Below are 16,353 nucleotides of genomic sequence, written 5' to 3' on the forward strand. Positions count from 1 at the left end.
TACGACTGTTCAGTAGCGGTCCGTTCCGATGCCGACGCTCACGCCGGGGGCGCGGATGCCGATGCCGTCGCGGTGTTCATAGGTGCGACGCTCGATGTAGCGCTCGCGCGGCGCATAGGCGTAGGAGTCGCGGTCTTCGTGAATGATCACACGGCGCTCATGGCGCTCGCGCCAGCAATGGCCGTCCTCGTTGCAGACCATGCGGACGGTCTGGACGTCGCGCTGGGGGACGGCCGAGACGTCGACCGAGAGCGGCGCAGCCTGTGCTGCGGTCATCACGAGCGTGCCTGCTGCGGCCGCGAAAATGAAAGCCTTCATCACAAATCTCCTCCAATCAGTGTGGGTCAAAGTGCCGCACAGGCAATCGGCAAGCGCGCAGATCGTTCCACCTTGAAACTCGTTTGTTGGCGCCATAACGCGCGCGCCGATATCAGCCTTGGTGATGAGCGGGCGCAAAAAGGCGGCGGACGATCGCTCATCCGCCGCCCGAGTTGAGAACGGCGGCACGCCGTTCGTGGGATAGTTGACGAATTACTTCGCGTTGTTGGTGTTGGTCGGAGCCTTCGGGGCCGGCGGCGGCGTGGTGCGGTCGCCCGCGGCGCCGGTGGTCACGCCGGACGAGCTGTTGCTGCTGCCATTGCTCGTCGACGCCGACTGCGAGGCGGGCGTCGTGCTCGCCTGATCGCTACGCATCGACATGTTGTTGAGGCCGTAGAACACGGCGCCGAGCAGGATCGCGATGCCCAGGGCGTAGGCGGCAATACGGCCGGTCGAGGCGGAGCCTTCCCTCAGCTCGGGATCGGGCTGCAGCTGGCTGTCCATCCGCGCCGCGCGCTCGTACTCGGCAGCGGTCATGTCAGCACCGGCCATGCCGGGGCGCGTGGTCATGTCCGGCCGGTTGATGCCGTCGGGATAGCGTTCGTTCGGGAGCCGTTCGTTGGCCATGATGTCCTCCTTTGCGATTGTCACCCGACAACCAGCGCAGCCCCGGCTCTGTTCCGCGAAACCTTGCGAATTCCCCCAGTCGATCCGTTGCGTGCCGCGCTAAGGTTCCTCGCCTGCTTTGCGATTCTCTGTCCAGCTGGAGCCCCCTCGATGTGGAACCTGCCGCCCGGTGACAGCGTGCTGCATCTGTTGACCTGGGTGGCGCTGGCGGCGCAGGCGATGACGGCCGCGCTCGCGGCGGGACGCCGCAGCATGGACTGGATGGGCGTCTGTTTGTTGGGGGCGATCACCGCGCTCGGCGGCGGCACCTTGCGCGACGTTCTGCTCGGCCACTATCCGCTCGCCTGGGTCGAGCGGCCGTCCCTGCTGCTGCTCACCGTGCTGGCGCCGTTCGTGACGATCGCCATGGCGCGCCTGGTTCACCGGCTGACGATGGCGTTCCTCGTTCTCGATGCCGTCGGCCTCGTCGTGTTCACGATGACCGGCTGCGACATCGCCTGGCAGATGAACGTGCCGATCGGCATCGTCATCGTCGCCGGGATGATCACCGGCTGCGCCGGCGGCGTGCTGCGCGACATCCTGTGCAATGACGTGCCATTGCTGTTTCGCGCCGAGCTCTACGCCAGCGTCTCCCTCGTCACGGGCCTGGTCTATGCGACGGGGCTGTCGCTCGGCATCGCCAGCGGATGGTGGACGGCGCTGACCTTCGCGCTCGGACTGTCGTTCCGGCTGCTCGCGATCCGCTATAAATGGAACATGCCGCGCTTCGTCTTTTCAGGTGAGGAGCGTGGCTGAACGGCGGCGGTCTTATCGCATTGCACAATTCGTTGGGGCCAGAATCGCGCCGGCCACAACGGTTCAGTCACCGTCCGCCGAGCCGCCAAAGCCATGGCGCGCATCATCCCATTTCGCGGCAGCCGCCGTTTTCGACACAAACCGCAAAAGCCGCAGCCGGCTGCCGCCATGAAATTGCGATTTCGGTTGGCTGCCCTGCGCGGACGAGATTTGTGATGCGCATTCTTCAAAAGCAGACATAAATGATTGGCAGAACGCGCGCTTCCGCCGTCCGGCGGCAGCGGCGCACCCCTGATAAAGCACGGCAAGAGGGCGGAATGGGCATCAACGAGAGCGAGATCAATCTCGACCAGAAATACACCGCAAGCTCCGGCCACATCTTCCTGACCGGCATCCAGGCGCTGGTGCGGCTGCCGATGGCCCAGATCCGGCGCGACCGCGCCGCCGGCCTCAACACCGCCGGCTTCATCTCCGGCTATCGCGGCTCGCCGCTCGGTGGCTACGACCAGCAGCTGTTCTCCGCGCGCAAGCATCTCCAGCAGTACAACATCAAGTTCCAGCCCGGGGTGAACGAGGACCTGGCAGCGACCGCCGTGTGGGGCTCGCAGCAGCTTCATTTGTCGCCCGGCGGCAAGTATGACGGCGTGGTCGGCATCTGGTACGGCAAGGGCCCCGGCGTCGACCGCTGTGGTGACGTGTTCCGCCACGGCAATGCCGCGGGCTCCGCCAAGAACGGCGGCGTGCTCTGTCTCGCCGGCGACGACCACGGCGCCAAGTCCTCTACCGTGCCGCACCAGTCCGACCACGCCTTCATGTCGGCGCTGATGCCCTATCTCTATCCGTCCTCGATCCACGAGATGATCGAGATGGGCCTGCTCGGCATCGCCATGTCGCGCTACTCCGGCTGCTGGGTCGGCATGAAGGTGATCACCGAGACGGTCGAGACGACCGCGGAGATCAACCTCAACGACGAGATGACGCCGTTCGTCATCCCCACCGACTTCGAGCTGCCGCCGGGCGGCCTCAATCTGCGCTGGCCCGACGATCGCTTCGACCAGGACCGCCGGCTGCAGGACTACAAGGGCTTTGCCGCGATCGCCTTCGCCCGCGCCAACAAGGTCAACCGCATCACGATGGACTCGCCGAACGCCCGCTACGGCATCATGGCGTCGGGCAAGAGCTACGAGGACATCCGTCAGGCGCTGCGCGAGCTGGGGATCACCGAGGAGGTCGCCGCCAAGATCGGTCTCAGGCTCTACAAGATTGGCATGCCCTGGCCGCTGGAGCCGGAGGGCGTGCGCCAGTTCGCGGTCGGGCTCGAGGAGATCTTCATCGTCGAGGAGCGCCGCGAGATCGTCGAGAACCAGGTCAAGCAGGAGCTGTTCAACTGGCGCGATGACGTCCGCCCGCGCATCGTCGGCAAGATGGACGACCACGACAAGCGCTTCCTGCCGTTCGCGACCGAGCTCTCCGTCGCCTCGCTCGCGACATCGCTCACGGAGCGGCTTCTTCGCCTCGACCTCAATCCCGAGATCAAGGCGATGCTGCGCGCCAAGGCCGACTGGTTCAACGGCCGCGACGCCTCGCAGATGCAGCTGGTCTCGCCGGTGGCGCGCACGCCGTATTTCTGCTCCGGCTGTCCGCACAACACCTCGACGAAAGTGCCCGAGGGCAGCCGCGCGCTCGCCGGCATCGGCTGCCACTTCATGTCGCTGTGGATGAACCGCAACACCGAGACCTTCACGCATATGGGCGGCGAGGGCGTGCCGTGGGTCGGCATCGCGCCGTTCACCAATGAGGAGCACATCTTCGCCAATCTCGGCGACGGGACCTATTTCCACTCCGGCAGCCTCGCGATCCGCCAGGCGGTCGCCTCCAAGGCCAACATCACCTACAAGATTCTCTATAACGACGCCGTCGCGATGACCGGCGGCCAGCGCCATGACGGCGATCTGTCGCCGCAGCAGATCACCTTCCAGCTGCATTCCGAGGGCATCCGCGAGATCTACCTGGTCTCAGAGAACCCGGATGCCTATCCGGCCGACAGCATCGCGCCCGGCGTCAAGCTGGCGCATCGCGACGAGCTCGACAACGTCATGAAGACGCTGCGCCAGACCAAAGGCGCTTCCGCCATCGTGTTCGTGCAGACCTGCGCCGCCGAGAAGCGCCGCCGCCGCAAGCGCGGCACGATGGAGGATCCGCAGCGCCGCGTCTTCATCAACCCGGCCGTCTGCGAAGGCTGCGGCGACTGCTCGGTGCAGTCGAACTGCATCTCGGTCGAGCCGCTGGAGACCGAACTCGGCCGCAAGCGCGTCATCAACCAGTCGTCCTGCAACAAGGACTATTCCTGCGTGAAGGGCTTCTGCCCGTCCTTCGTGACCATCGACGGCGGCAAGCCGCGCTCGCGGGCTCCGGCCGAGCTCGGCGACATCGGCGTGATGCCGGAGCCCCTGACCAAGCCGTCGCTGGAGCGGCCCTACAATGTCGCCGTCGGCGGCGTCGGCGGCACCGGTGTGCTGACCATCGGCGCGCTGCTCGGCATGGCCGCCCATATCGAGGGCAAGGCCTCGATGATCCTCGACATGTCGGGCCTCGCGCAAAAGGGCGGCGCGGTGCTCAGCCACGTCCGCCTGTCGGAGAACACCGCCGACGTGACCTGCTCGCGCATCGTCACCGGCACCGCAGATCTCGTCATCGCCGCCGACGAGGTGGTCGCGGGTGCCAAGGAGACGATCACGCTGTGCGATGCCGAGCGCACCCATGGCGTCATCAATAGCCATCTCATTCCCACCGCCGACTTCGTGCTCAACCGCGACTTCAACTTCCAGAACCGCAAGGTGACGAGCCTGCTGGAAACGGCGCTGCGCAAGGACTCGACGTTCTTCGACTTCACCAAGCCGGCAGAGGCACTGCTCGGCGACTCCATCGCCACCAACATGATGATGATGGGCTATGCCTATCAGAAGGGCCTGCTGCCGCTCTCGGCCGAGGCCATCGAGAAGGCGATCGCGATCAACGGCGTCGCGGTCAAGATGAACACCGAGGCATTCCGGCTCGGCCGCCTCGTGGTGGTCAACCCCGAGCGCGTCGCCGGCATGATGACCGGACAGGACGAGACGGTGCCGCCGAAATCGCTCGACGCGATGACGCTGGACGAGATCATCGCCCATCGCATGACCTATCTCGCGGCCTACCAGAACGCCCGGCTCGCCAAGCGCTACCGCAAGCTGGTCGACCAGGTGCGCGAGGCCGCCGACAAGGGCGGCTACGGCGAGGCACTTCCGCGCGCCGTTGCGATCAACTACGCCAAGCTGCTCGCCTACAAAGACGAGTACGAGGTGGCGCGGTTGTTCTCCGACGGCACCTTCGAGAAGCAGCTCCACGACGCCTTCGAAGGCGATTACAAGATCTCCTTCAACCTGGCGCCGCCGATCTTCAATTCCGGCCTCGATCCCCAGGGCCGGCCGAAGAAGAAGAGCTATGGCCCGGGCATGATGAAGATGTTCCGGCTGCTGGCGAGGCTGAAGGGCCTGCGCGGCACGCCGCTCGACATCTTCGGCTATTCCGCCGAGCGCAAGATGGAGCGCGACCTGATCGCCGGCTACGAAAAGGACGTCGCGACGGTGCTCAGCCTCTTGTCGCCCGCCAATGCCGACATCGCCGTCGAATTCCTGTCGCTGCCCGACAAGATCCGCGGCTACGGCCCGGTGAAGGACAAGGCCGTGCAGGACGCCAAGGCGCGCTACGCGCAACTGGCGGCCGACCTCGCCAACCCGCCGTCGGCGCCACGCCAGATGGCGGCGGAGTAGGGCCGTAGGGTAGGCAAAGCGCCGCCCCTGGCGGCGCGTGCCCACCGTCTCACCGCAAGCTCGGAACCCTACGGTTTCAACGTCATTGCGAACAGCGCAGCGACGAAGCAATCCAGAGTCCTACGGGCCGTCCTGGATTGCTTCGCTTCGCTCGCAATGACGCGGAGAGAGCCGTAGCCCGCATGAGCGAAGCGATATGCGGGACGGCTGTCCCGGGTGTCGCTGCGCTCACCCGGGTGACAGGCCTCGTTCAAATTCTGATTTACAGATTTATATTGACGAATATCGGAAATCATGCTTTATTGCCGCCATCCCGCCTCACTCGGAAGGGGCGTTGCGCGCGATCGTCACGACACGCGGGGCGGGGAGCGATGGCCGCGATGGAGCCGCAGCGTGTCCTTGAGGGATGCGCGGACGAACGGTTCGGCGCGGACGTGAAGTCGCAGCGTGCTGGCACCCCGACGCTGGTGTCACGTTCGTGACGGCGCTGACGCGCCGCGCGGATCATGGTGGCCAACAAGCCCGGCGCACCAGGCAGACTGCGTATAAGCGTGAAGACCATCGCGCAGGGAAGGCCGGGTGTTCTCGGCTGCACCTGTGGTACCTGCCGCCTGCATTTTTTTCGCAGGCGGGCCGCAGGCGTCAGCCGACGCCTGGCCTTCCCTGCGCCCTCCGCACCGGAGGGTGAACACGATCAGCAAAGCCCCGGGCGTGATTTCGCCGCGGGAATGCCGGATCATGTCATTTGCCTTTGCGCGCAGGCGGGCCTTACCATGCTGCGTCTGGCCGCGCCCCCCGCGGCTTGTTGTTTTGCATCGCACAACATGATGTCGGGCGCCGCTTATTGACTCCCGCGAAGATCGTTATAAAACATAACTATTCTGAACAGGACACAATCAAGCGATGGGAAACGCCGACACCGCCACGCCAGCGGGCGATCCGTCTCTGCTGCAGATCGAACAGCAGGGCGCCGTCCTGACGATCGGGCTCAACCGCCCGGCCAAGCGCAACGCGCTGAATGACGGCATCATCCTCGCCATCGGCGAGCGCTTCACCAGCCTGCCCGACGACGTCCGCTGCGTCGTGATCCACGGCCTCGGCGACAATTTCTCCTCCGGCCTCGATCTCTCCGAATTGCGCGAGCGCGACGCGACCGAGGGCCTGGTGCACTCGCAGATGTGGCATCGCGTGTTCGACCGCATCCAGTATTGCCGCGTGCCGGTGATCGCCGCACTGAAGGGGGCCGTCATCGGTGGCGGTCTCGAGCTCGCCTGCGCCGCGCATATCCGTGTCGCCGAGCCGTCGGCTTACTTCGCGCTGCCCGAAGGCCAGCGCGGCATCTTCGTCGGAGGCGGTGGCTCGGTGCGGCTGCCGCGCCTGATCGGCGTCGCCCGCATGATGGACATGATGCTGACCGGTCGCGTCTATTCCGCGACCGAAGGCTCGTCCTACGGCTTCGCCCAATATCTCGTCGAGGCCGGTGCCTCGATGACCAAGGCCATGGAGTTGGCCGCCAAGATCGCGGGTAACGCGCCGCTGACGAATTTCGCGGTGCTGCAGGCGCTGCCGATGATCGCGGAGGCCAATCCGCAGACCGGTCTGCTGATGGAATCGCTGATGGCCACCGTCGCGCAGAGCGACAAGGAGGCCAAGAGTCGCATCCGCGCCTTCCTCGATCACAAGACCGCCAAAGTGAAGCCGACGTGACATGACCACACAAACAATAAGAAGCACACAGGGAGGAACGGACGACACGGCGCGCACCGCCAGTGTTCATCCGTTGCGCGCGATCTCGTTCAACGATCCCGCGGTCACCGTCGATCGCCGCGACGACGGCACCATCTATCTCCGTCCGAAGCAGCCGCTCGGCGACTATCCGCAGCGGATCACGGATCGGCTGCATCACTTCGCCAAAGCCACACCAGAGCGCGTGTTCATGGCCGAGCGCGTCGGGCCCGAGGGCTGGCGCGAGCTGACCTATGCCACACTGCTGGCGGCGAGCCGGCACATCGCCTCGGGGCTGCTCGCCCGCGGACTCTCGCCGGACCGCCCGGTGATGATCCTGTCGGGCAATTCGATCGATCATGCCCTGGTCGCGTTCGGCTCGCTCTATGCCGGCGTGCCCTTCTGCCCGGTGTCGCCGGCCTATTCGCTGGTGTCGCGCGACTACGGCAAGCTCGCTTATCTGATGAAGCTGCTGACGCCGGGCCTCGTCTTCGTCGACGACGCCGACAAGTTCGCCGACGCGCTCATCGCCAACGTACCCGACGGCACCGAGATCGTGGCGTCGTTCGGCTCGGTGCCGGGCCGCAAGATCACGATGCTCGCCGATCTGATCGCATCGCCGCTGTTTCCTGGCCTCGACGCCGCCCATGACAAGATCGGCCCCGACACGATCGCGAAATTCCTGCTGACCTCGGGCTCGACCGGCAATCCGAAGGCCGTGATCAACACCCAGCGGATGATCTGTGCCAACCAGGTGATGATCCGCGAGACACTCGCCTTCCTGAAGGACGAGCCGCCCGTGATCATCGACTGGCTGCCATGGAATCACACCTTCGGCGGCAACCACAATATCGGCCTGACCCTGTTCAACGGCGGCTCGATGTATCTCGACCAGGGCAAACCGGTGCCCGGCGGCATCGAGGAGACCGTGCGAAACCTGCGCGAGATCTCGCCGACGGTCTATTTCAACGTCCCCAAGGGCTACGAGTCGCTGCTGCCCTATTTCCGCGAGGACCCGGCGCTGCGGAAGTCCTTCTTCCAGCGGCTGCACGCGATGTTCTTCTCCGGCGCCGCACTCGCGCCACATGTCTGGAACGAGCTCGACGAGCTCTCGGTGGCCGAGACGGGCACTCGCGTGCCGATGCTGACGGGCCTCGGCTCCACCGAGACCGCACCGTTCTTCATGTCGGTCAATCCGCGCACCAGCCGCTCCGGCCATGTCGGCCTGCCGGTCTCCGGCAACGAGGCCAAGCTCGTTCCCAACAACGGCAAGATGGAAGTGCGCGCCAAGGGGCCGAACGTGACGTCGGGCTATTGGCGCCTGCCGGAGGTCTCGGCCGCGGCCTTCGATGACGAAGGCTACTACAAGATGGGCGACGCGCTGAAGCCCGTCGATCCCGACGACTTCAATGCCGGCTTCGATTTCGACGGCCGTGTTGCCGAGGACTTCAAGCTGGCGTCGGGCACCTGGGTCTCGGTCGGTCCTCTCAGGGCGCGCTTCATCGCCGCCTGCGCGCCGCTGGCGCGCGACGTCATCATCGCAGGCATCAACCGCGACGAGATCGCGGCCATCGTCGTGCTCGATCTCGACGGCTGCCGGCTCATCAATGCGACCCTGCCGATGGACGATCTCGCCGCGACGGCGGCGGATCCGCTCATCGTCCAGGCGTTCCGCGAGCGCTTCGCCAAGTTCCAGGGCACCGCGACCGGCTCGTCGACGCGCATCACGCGCGCCGTCCTGCTCGGCGTGCCGCTGTCGATCGACAAGGGCGAGGTCACCGACAAGGGATCGATCAACCAGCGCGCCGTGCTGGAGAACCGCAAGGACCTGATCGAACGCATCTACGCCGCGACGCCGGACGACGACATCATCATCGCTGGCTGATCGACGCATCCAAGGGAGAAACGACAATGTTGTTGAAGGATCAGGCCGCCATCGTCACCGGCGGCGCCTCCGGCCTCGGAGCCGCCACCGCCCGCAAGCTCGCGTCGCAGGGCGCCAAGGTTGCGGTGTTCGATCTGAACGCTAAGCTGGCCGAGGAGGTCGCCGCTGAGATCAAGGGCGTTTCGGTGGTGTGCGACGTGTCCGACGCCGCCGGCGCTGAAGCCGGTGTCGCCGAGGCGGTCAAGGCGCTCGGCCAGCAGCCGCGCGTGCTGGTGAACTGCGCCGGCATCGGCGTCGCCAAGCGCGTCGTCGGCCGTGACGGCCCGATGCCGCTGGCCGATTTCGAGAAGGTCATCAAGGTCAACCTGATCGGCTCGTTCAACATGCTGCGCCTGGTGACCAACGGCATGACCAAGCTGGAGCCGCAGGCGACCGGCGAGCGCGGCGTGGTCATCAACACCGCGTCCGTTGCCGCCTATGACGGGCAGATCGGACAGTCGGCCTATTCGGCCTCCAAGGGCGGCATCGTCGGCATGACCCTGCCGATCGCGCGCGAGCTCGCACAGTTCGGCATTCGCGTGCTGACCATCGCGCCCGGCCTGTTCCTGACGCCGCTGCTCGCCAACCTGCCGCAGGAGGCCCAGGACTCGCTCGCCGCCGCGATCCCGTTCCCGCGCCGTCTCGGTCACGCCGACGAGTTTGCCGCGCTGGCGCTGCACATGGTTGAGAACGCCTACCTCAACGGCGAGGTCGTCCGCCTCGACGGCTCGCTGCGCATGGCGCCGAAGTAGGTGCCGCCCGCGGACGTCTTCATGGTTGTCATTCCGGGACGACGCGAAAGCGTCGGCCCCGGAATCCATTTGGCGTCTGGCGCAATGGATAAATGGATTCGGGGCTCGCGCTCCGCGCGCCCCGGAATGACGACGGAGTGAGGCTAAAAAAATGTTCGTCAACCGCCGCGACGTGCAGATCCAGTGGGGCGACTGCGACCCCGCCAACATCGTCTACTATCCGCGCTATTTCGCGATGTTCGACGATGCGACTTCCGTCATGTTCGAGGCGGCCGGGTTCTCCAAGCAGGACATCGTCCGTCGCTACGGCCTGGTCGGCATCCCCATGGTCGACACCCGCGCCAAGTTCTACATCCCCTCGACCTATGGTGACTGGATCACGATCGAGAGCCGGGTCGAGAGCATCAAGCGTTCGTCCTTCGACGTCATCCACAAGGTGTTCAAGGGCGAGGCGCTGGCGATCGAAGGGTTCGAGACCCGGGTGCTGGTCGGCCGCGATCCGGCCGACCCGGACAGACTGAAATCGGCGCCGTTCCCGGAGGAGATGCGAGCCAAGTTTCTCGGCGGATGAGGCTGGAATAGGTGCGACATGCGACCGTCTTAAGGATGTTCAGCTGTCATGCTTTGGTCGACTGGTGAGGAGTGATCTTCTCGTGTTCAATGCTATGATCACGTTTGGACACATATCGGCCGGCCGTGTTGGAAGGCGCCCCGGACACGGGGCGGGACTGCAAACAGGATCGGCGGATCACGAGCTGAACCGAAAAGATTAAGGGAGGATTTTATGAGGAAGGCCTATCTGGCGGCGGCAGGCGTCATCGCGATGCTCGCAGCTGCTCCTGCGCTGGCGCAGACCAGCGAGATCACCATCGGCATCACCACGACCACGACGGGGCCGGGCGCTGCGCTCGGCATCCCCGAGCGCAATGCGCTCGAGTTCGTGCCGAAGGAGATCGGCGGCGTGCCGCTCAAGGTGATCGTGCTCGACGACGGCGGCGATCCGACCACGGCGACGACGAATGCGCGCCGCTTCGTGACGGAGTCGAAAGCCGACATCATCATGGGCTCGGCGCTGACGCCGCCGACCATCGCGGTGTCCAACGTCGCCAATGAGGCCGGCATCCCGCATTTCGGCCTGGCACCGTTCCCGGTCACGCCCGAGCGGATGAAATGGTCGGTGGTGATGCCGCAGCCGGTGCCGATCATGGGCAAGGTGCTGTACGAGCACATGAAGGCGCACAACATCAAGACCGTCGGCTACATCGGCTACTCCGACTCCTACGGCGATCTCTGGTTCAACGATCTCAAGAACCAGGCGGTGCCGATGGGCATCACGATTGCCGATGAGGAGCGGTTCGCGCGCCCCGATACGTCGGTCACCGGCCAGGTGCTGAAGCTGGTCGCCGCCAATCCGGACGCCATCCTGGTCGGCGCTTCCGGCACCGCGGCCGCGCTGCCGCAGACCGAGCTGCGCGAGCGTGGCTACACCGGCCTGATCTATCAGACCCATGGCGCCGCGAGCATGGATTTCATCCGCATCGCCGGCAAGGCGGCGGAGGGCGTGATCATGGCGTCGGGTCCGGTGATGTCGCCGGAGACGCAGGACGACAGCGCGCTCACCAAGAAGCCCGGCATGGAGCTGAACAAGGCGTATGAGGCCAAGTACGGCCCGAACAGCCGCAGCCAGTTCGCCGGTCATTCCTTCGATGCGTTCGAGATCCTCAAGCGCATCATCCCGGTGGCGCTGAAGACCGCCAAGCCCGGCACGCCGGAGTTCCGCGAGGCCATCCGCCAGGCTCTGCTGACCGAGAAGGACCTGGCGGCCTCGCAGGGCGTCTACAACTTCACCGAAAAGGATCGCTCGGGCCTCGACGACCGAGCCCGCATCATCCTGACCGTGAAGGACGGGAAGTACGTCCCGGCGAAGTGAGCCGCGAGACCATAGCGTTTGATTGAGAAAGGCCGGCTCCGTGAGCCGGCCTTTCGGCCATTTGGACGAGGATCTTTGTAGTTTTCCGAGAGGCCCGCCATGATCCCAGCCCCCACCGGCGCCACAAGGCTCCACATCATCATCGGCGATCCGATCGCACAGGTGCGTGCGCCGGCCGGCGTGAGCCAGGCGTTTGCCGAGCAGGGCAGCGATGCGATCCTCGTCCCGGTCCAGGTCGCGCCGGGCGTTCTCGCGGACTTCCTGGCGGCAATGACTCGGGTCAGGAATCTCGACGGCATCGTCGCGACGATCCCGCACAAGTTCGCCTGCTACCGCGCCTGCGCGACCGCCACCGAGCGTGCGCAGTTCATCGGCGCCGTCAACTTGATGCGGCGTGGTGAAAGCGGCGGGTGGCACGGTGACATGGTCGATGGCCTCGGCTTCGTCGGCGCGGCGAAAGCCAAGGACTTCGATCCCGCAGGATGCCGGGCGTTGCAGATCGGCGCGGGCGGAGCGGGTTCGGCGATTGCGCTGGCGCTGATCGATGCCGGCGTGCGCGAGCTTGCCATTCACGACAGCGATCCCGGACGCCGCGATGTGCTGATCGCGCGCCTCAACGAGCGGGGCAAAGGCCGCGCCGTTGTCGGCGGCACCGATGCCAGCGGCTTCGACCTGGTCGCGAATGCGACGCCGGCGGGCATGCAGCCCGGCGATCCCTTGCCGGTCGACATGGCGACCGTCAGCCCGTCGGCCTATTGCGGCTGCGTGATCACCCGGCCGGAGGTGTCGCCGTTCATCTCCGCTGCGCGCCAGCGCGGCTGCCTGACGGCGACGGGCACCGACATGTACCAGGCGCTGGAACGCGTAATGGTCGATTTCCTGCTGTCGAAGGAGGCGCCCTCCTGAAGCCGCGCCTCACCCCATCGCCAACAGGCTCAGCTCGCAGCCGCCTCGGCAAAGCCGAGATAGCTCGCCGCCACGCGCTCGTCGGTGGCGATCTCGCTGGCCTTGCCGTTGAGCACGAACTCGCCGAGCTCCATGACATAGGCGCGGTCGGCGACCTTGAGCGCGGCCTTGGCGTTCTGCTCGACCAGCAGCACCGAGACGCCTTCCTGGCGCAGCCTGGCGACGATCTCGAAGATGCCGGCGACGATGATCGGCGCCAGACCGAGGCTCGGCTCGTCCAGCATCAGCATCTTCGGCGCGCCCATCAGCGCCCGGCCCATCGCCAGCATCTGCTGCTCGCCGCCCGAGAGCGTGCCGGCGAGCTGCTTGCGCCGCTCCTTGAGCTTCGGAAACAGCGTGTAGACGTGCTCGAAGCCTCTGGAAGCGTGGGCCTTCGACATTCTGAAGGCGCCGAGCTGCAGATTGTCCTCGACGTTCATGGTGGCGAACAGCTCGCGATGCTCGGGCACCAGGCAGAGACCGCGCGCGACGCGGTCCTCGATCTCCAGTCGGGCCATGTCCTCGCCCAGGAAGGAGACGCGGCCCTTCAGCGGAAACACGCCCATGATGGCACTGAGCAGCGTGGTCTTGCCGGCGCCGTTGGCGCCGATGATGGTGACGATCTCGTTCTCGGCGACGGTCAGCGAGACCGATCTGACAGCCTCGACCTTGCCGTAGGAGACGTGGACGTCGGCGACTTCCAGCAAGGTGCTCATGCAGCGGCTCCGAGATATGCCTTGATCACCTCGGGATTGGTCTTGATCGCGGCTGGTGTGCCCTCGGCGATCTTGGTGCCGAAATCGAGCACCACGATGCGGTCGGCGAGATCCATGACAAATCCCATGTCGTGTTCGACCAGCAGCACCGACATGCCGCCGGCGCGGAGGTCGCGCAGCAGCGCGCCGAGGCGCTGCTTCTCCATGTGGCGCAATCCCGCGGCCGGCTCGTCGAGCAAGAGCAGCATCGGATCGACGCACAGCGCGCGGGCGATCTCGACGATGCGCTGCTGGCCGAGAGACAACGAGCCAGCAAGCTGGTGCATCTGGTCGCCGAGCCCGACGCGCTCGATCTGGCGCGCGGCTTCCGCGAGCAGCTTGGCCTCGTCGGCGCGATCTAGCCGGAACATGCTGGTAAGCGCATTGGAATGGCCGCGCAGATGGGCGCCGATCGCGACGTTCTCCAGCACCGTCATGTCCGGCACCAGCTTGACGTGCTGGAAGGTGCGGGAAATGCCGAGCTTGACGACGTCCTGCGGCGGGGCGTTGCCGACGGCCTTGCCGAGCACCGAGATGTTGCCGGAGGTCGGCGGCAGCACGCCGGTGATCAGGTTGAAGGTCGTGCTCTTGCCGGCGCCGTTCGGGCCGATCAGCGCGACGATCTCGCGGGCCTGGACGTCGAAGGAGACGTTGTTGACCGCAACCACGCCGCCGAACTGCTTTCGCGCGTTGTCGACCTGCAGCAGGACGTTGGGCGTCGTCGCGGACCGCTCGCGGGCCGGCAGCTTGATTGTGGTGTCCGGCTTCTTCGCCAGCGGCTTGAACGGCAGGCGCGCCGTCAGCCACGGCCACAGGCCGGTCGGAGCGAGCTGGAGGAGCGTCACGAGCAGGATGCCGAACACGATGGTCTCGAGCTGGCCCTCGCCATGCAGCAGCAGCGGGAGGTAGCTTTGCAGGACCTCCTTCAGCACAACGACGATCGCAGCACCCAGCACGCCGCCCCAGACATAGCCGGCGCCGCCGACGACGGCGACGAACAGATATTCGATGCCGGCCTGGGCACCGAACGGCGTCGGGTTCACGGCGCGGGTGAAGTGCGCATAGAGCCAGCCCGAGAGGCCGGCGAGCACGGCGGCATAGATGAACACCAGCAGCTTGGCGCGGGGTGCGTAGACGCCGAACGCTTCCGCCGCGATGTGGCCGCGGCGCAGGGCGCGAATGGCGCGGCCGGTGCGGGAGTCCAGCAGGTTCATCGTCAGCAGCGCAGAGATCAGAACGGCGGCCCAGATCGCGAAATAGATCGTGCCGGGATCGAGCATCTTGAGGCTGCCGATCGACAGCGGCGGGATGCCGGAGATGCCGTCATTGCGGCCGAGGAAGGCAAGCTTGCTGAACAGGTAGTACAGGCCGAGACCCCAGGCGAGCGTGCCGAGCGGCAGATAGTGGCCGGACAGTCTGACCGTGACGAGGCCGAGCAGCACCGCGGCGAGGCCGGAGACCAGCAGCGACAGTGGCAAGGTCAGCCAGGGCGAGATGCCATACTGCGCCGAGAGCACCGCGGTCGTGTAGGCGCCGAAGCCGACGAAGGCGGCCTGGCCGAACGAGGTGAGGCCGCCGACGCCGGTCAACAGCACCAGGCCCATCGCGACGAGCGCGGACAGGCCGATATTGTCGAGCAGCACGATCCAGAACGGCGGCATGCCCGGAATGAACGGGATCGCCGCAACGATGACGGCAAAGATGATGAGAGGCCAACGCTCGCGCACGGCTCAATCCTTCTCTTCTTCGACCGCGGGCGCGGCGAGCGAACGCAGCAGCAGGACCGGGATCAGCAGCGTGAAGACGATCACTTCCTTGAAGTTCGAGGCGTAGAACGAGGAGAACGCCTCGACGATGCCGACGACGAGCGCGGCGACGGCGGTCAGGGGATAGCTGATCAGGCCGCCGATGATCGCGGCGATGAAGCCTTTGAGGCCGATCAGGAAGCCGGTGTCGTAATAGAGCGTCGTGATCGGGACGATCAGGATGCCCGAGAGCGCGCCGATGCTGGAGGCCAGCAGGAAGGCGATCTGGCCGGACAGCGTGGTGCGGATGCCGACGAGGCGGGCGCCGAGCCGGTTGACGGCGGTGGCGCGCAGCGCCTTGCCGTAGAGGGTCAGGCCGAAGAACAGCCAGAGGCCGACGATGAAGGCGATGGTGATGCCGTAGACCGCCATGCCCTGTCCGGTAAAGCGCAGCGAGCCGAGCGTCGCGCTGGCATTCAGCAGCGTCGGGCCACGCTGGCCTTCGGCGCCGAAGAACAGCAGGCCGAGGCCCTGCAGCGCCAAGTGAACGCCGACCGAGGCGATCAGCAGCACCAGCACCGAGGTGTGCGCGAGCGGCTGGAACACGATGCGGTAGAGCGACAGGCCGATGCTGGCCACGATCAGCAGCGATAGCACCAGGCTGACGCCGGCGGGCATGCGCTGGTTCGCCGCCCACATGCTGGCGAGCAGAATGGCCACCGGGAGGACCACGTTGAGGCCGAAGGTGCGCGCGATCTTCGGCGCGTGCAGCGTCTTGCGCATGGCGTAAAGGTCGAAGGCGAAGGCCACGAGCCCGATCACGACGGCGAGCTTCGCCGTGCCCGGCATTTGGCCGGCAGCGAGCGAGGCATAGGTGAGGGCGCCGTAGGTGACGAATTCGCCCTGCGGGATCAGGATCACCCGGGTGACGGCAAACACCAGCACGAGCGCCAGCCCGAGCAGCGCGTAGATCGCGCCATTGGTAATGCCGTCCTGCAACAGGAACAGCAGGATCGTTGTGTTCAAGA

At 65.9% G+C, this 16,353-nt stretch carries 14 protein-coding genes; 8 read left to right on the forward strand and 6 right to left on the reverse strand.

The genetic code is table 11. The annotated features are described in order from the left end of the window. Window positions 1–9: 9 nt before the first annotated feature. Window positions 10–318: a hypothetical protein gene (locus tag QX010_RS01445; protein ID WP_316177157.1), complete on the reverse strand. Its 309-nt coding sequence runs from the start codon at window positions 316–318 to the stop codon at window positions 10–12. 213 nt (window positions 319–531) lie between these two features. Then, window positions 532–945, reverse strand: a complete 414-nt coding sequence (locus QX010_RS01450) for a hypothetical protein (protein WP_315800940.1) — start codon at window positions 943–945, stop codon at window positions 532–534. A 150-nt stretch (window positions 946–1,095) separates the two neighbouring features. Here QX010_RS01450 and QX010_RS01455 point away from each other — a divergent pair, with 150 nt between their 5' ends. After that, the gene (locus QX010_RS01455) at window positions 1,096–1,740 is read left to right on the forward strand and encodes a trimeric intracellular cation channel family protein (protein ID WP_316177159.1); all 645 of its coding nucleotides are present in this window, start codon (window positions 1,096–1,098) and stop codon (window positions 1,738–1,740) included. A gap of 63 nt (window positions 1,741–1,803) precedes the next feature. Here QX010_RS01455 and QX010_RS01460 read toward each other — a convergent pair whose 3' ends face one another. Further along, window positions 1,804–1,980, reverse strand: coding sequence for a hypothetical protein (locus tag QX010_RS01460; protein ID WP_316177161.1), 177 nt, complete (start codon window positions 1,978–1,980; stop codon window positions 1,804–1,806). Between the two features lie 77 nt (window positions 1,981–2,057). Between QX010_RS01460 and QX010_RS01465 the strand changes: the two genes are divergently transcribed. From QX010_RS01465 to QX010_RS01495, 7 genes are all read left to right on the forward strand, one after another. Further along, window positions 2,058–5,549, forward strand: a complete 3,492-nt coding sequence (locus QX010_RS01465) for an indolepyruvate ferredoxin oxidoreductase family protein (RefSeq protein ID WP_316177163.1) — start codon at window positions 2,058–2,060, stop codon at window positions 5,547–5,549. A 903-nt stretch (window positions 5,550–6,452) separates the two neighbouring features. Beyond that, window positions 6,453–7,256 carry a crotonase/enoyl-CoA hydratase family protein gene (locus tag QX010_RS01470; protein ID WP_315805726.1) on the forward strand — a complete coding sequence of 268 codons (804 nt, stop codon included), beginning with the start codon at window positions 6,453–6,455 and terminating at the stop codon, window positions 7,254–7,256. A gap of 1 nt (window position 7,257) precedes the next feature. Next, the gene (locus QX010_RS01475) at window positions 7,258–9,159 is read left to right on the forward strand and encodes a feruloyl-CoA synthase (protein WP_316177165.1); all 1,902 of its coding nucleotides are present in this window, start codon (window positions 7,258–7,260) and stop codon (window positions 9,157–9,159) included. Window positions 9,160–9,185: 26 nt separating this feature from the next. Continuing rightward, complete coding sequence (locus QX010_RS01480; protein ID WP_316177167.1) at window positions 9,186–9,950, forward strand: SDR family NAD(P)-dependent oxidoreductase; 765 nt, start codon at window positions 9,186–9,188, stop codon at window positions 9,948–9,950. A 151-nt stretch (window positions 9,951–10,101) separates the two neighbouring features. Next, window positions 10,102–10,521 (forward strand): thioesterase family protein, encoded by a 420-nt coding sequence (locus QX010_RS01485; RefSeq protein ID WP_316177169.1) that lies wholly within the window; start codon window positions 10,102–10,104, stop codon window positions 10,519–10,521. Between the two features lie 213 nt (window positions 10,522–10,734). Then, entirely contained in the window at window positions 10,735–11,880 is a 1,146-nt protein-coding gene (locus QX010_RS01490; RefSeq protein WP_316177171.1) for an ABC transporter substrate-binding protein, read from the forward strand. A 99-nt stretch (window positions 11,881–11,979) separates the two neighbouring features. Then, window positions 11,980–12,786 (forward strand): shikimate dehydrogenase, encoded by an 807-nt coding sequence (locus QX010_RS01495; protein WP_316177173.1) that lies wholly within the window; start codon window positions 11,980–11,982, stop codon window positions 12,784–12,786. Window positions 12,787–12,815: 29 nt separating this feature from the next. Here the strand turns inward: QX010_RS01495 and QX010_RS01500 are convergent, their stop codons facing one another. From QX010_RS01500 to QX010_RS01510, 3 genes are read right to left on the reverse strand one after another with little or no spacing between them, the layout of a single operon-like run. Beyond that, window positions 12,816–13,541: an ABC transporter ATP-binding protein gene (locus QX010_RS01500; RefSeq protein ID WP_315805732.1), complete on the reverse strand. Its 726-nt coding sequence runs from the start codon at window positions 13,539–13,541 to the stop codon at window positions 12,816–12,818. After that, the gene (locus QX010_RS01505; protein ID WP_316177175.1) at window positions 13,538–15,307 is read right to left on the reverse strand and encodes a branched-chain amino acid ABC transporter ATP-binding protein/permease; all 1,770 of its coding nucleotides are present in this window, start codon (window positions 15,305–15,307) and stop codon (window positions 13,538–13,540) included. The genes QX010_RS01500 and QX010_RS01505 overlap by 4 nt, the downstream gene beginning before the upstream one ends. A gap of 3 nt (window positions 15,308–15,310) precedes the next feature. Next, window positions 15,311–16,351, reverse strand: coding sequence for a branched-chain amino acid ABC transporter permease (locus QX010_RS01510; protein WP_316177177.1), 1,041 nt, complete (start codon window positions 16,349–16,351; stop codon window positions 15,311–15,313). Between the last annotated feature and the right edge of the window lie 2 nt (window positions 16,352–16,353).

This window comes from Bradyrhizobium sp. SZCCHNRI1009, from assembly GCF_032487575.1.
Taxonomy (GTDB): Bacteria; Pseudomonadota; Alphaproteobacteria; order Rhizobiales; family Xanthobacteraceae; genus Bradyrhizobium.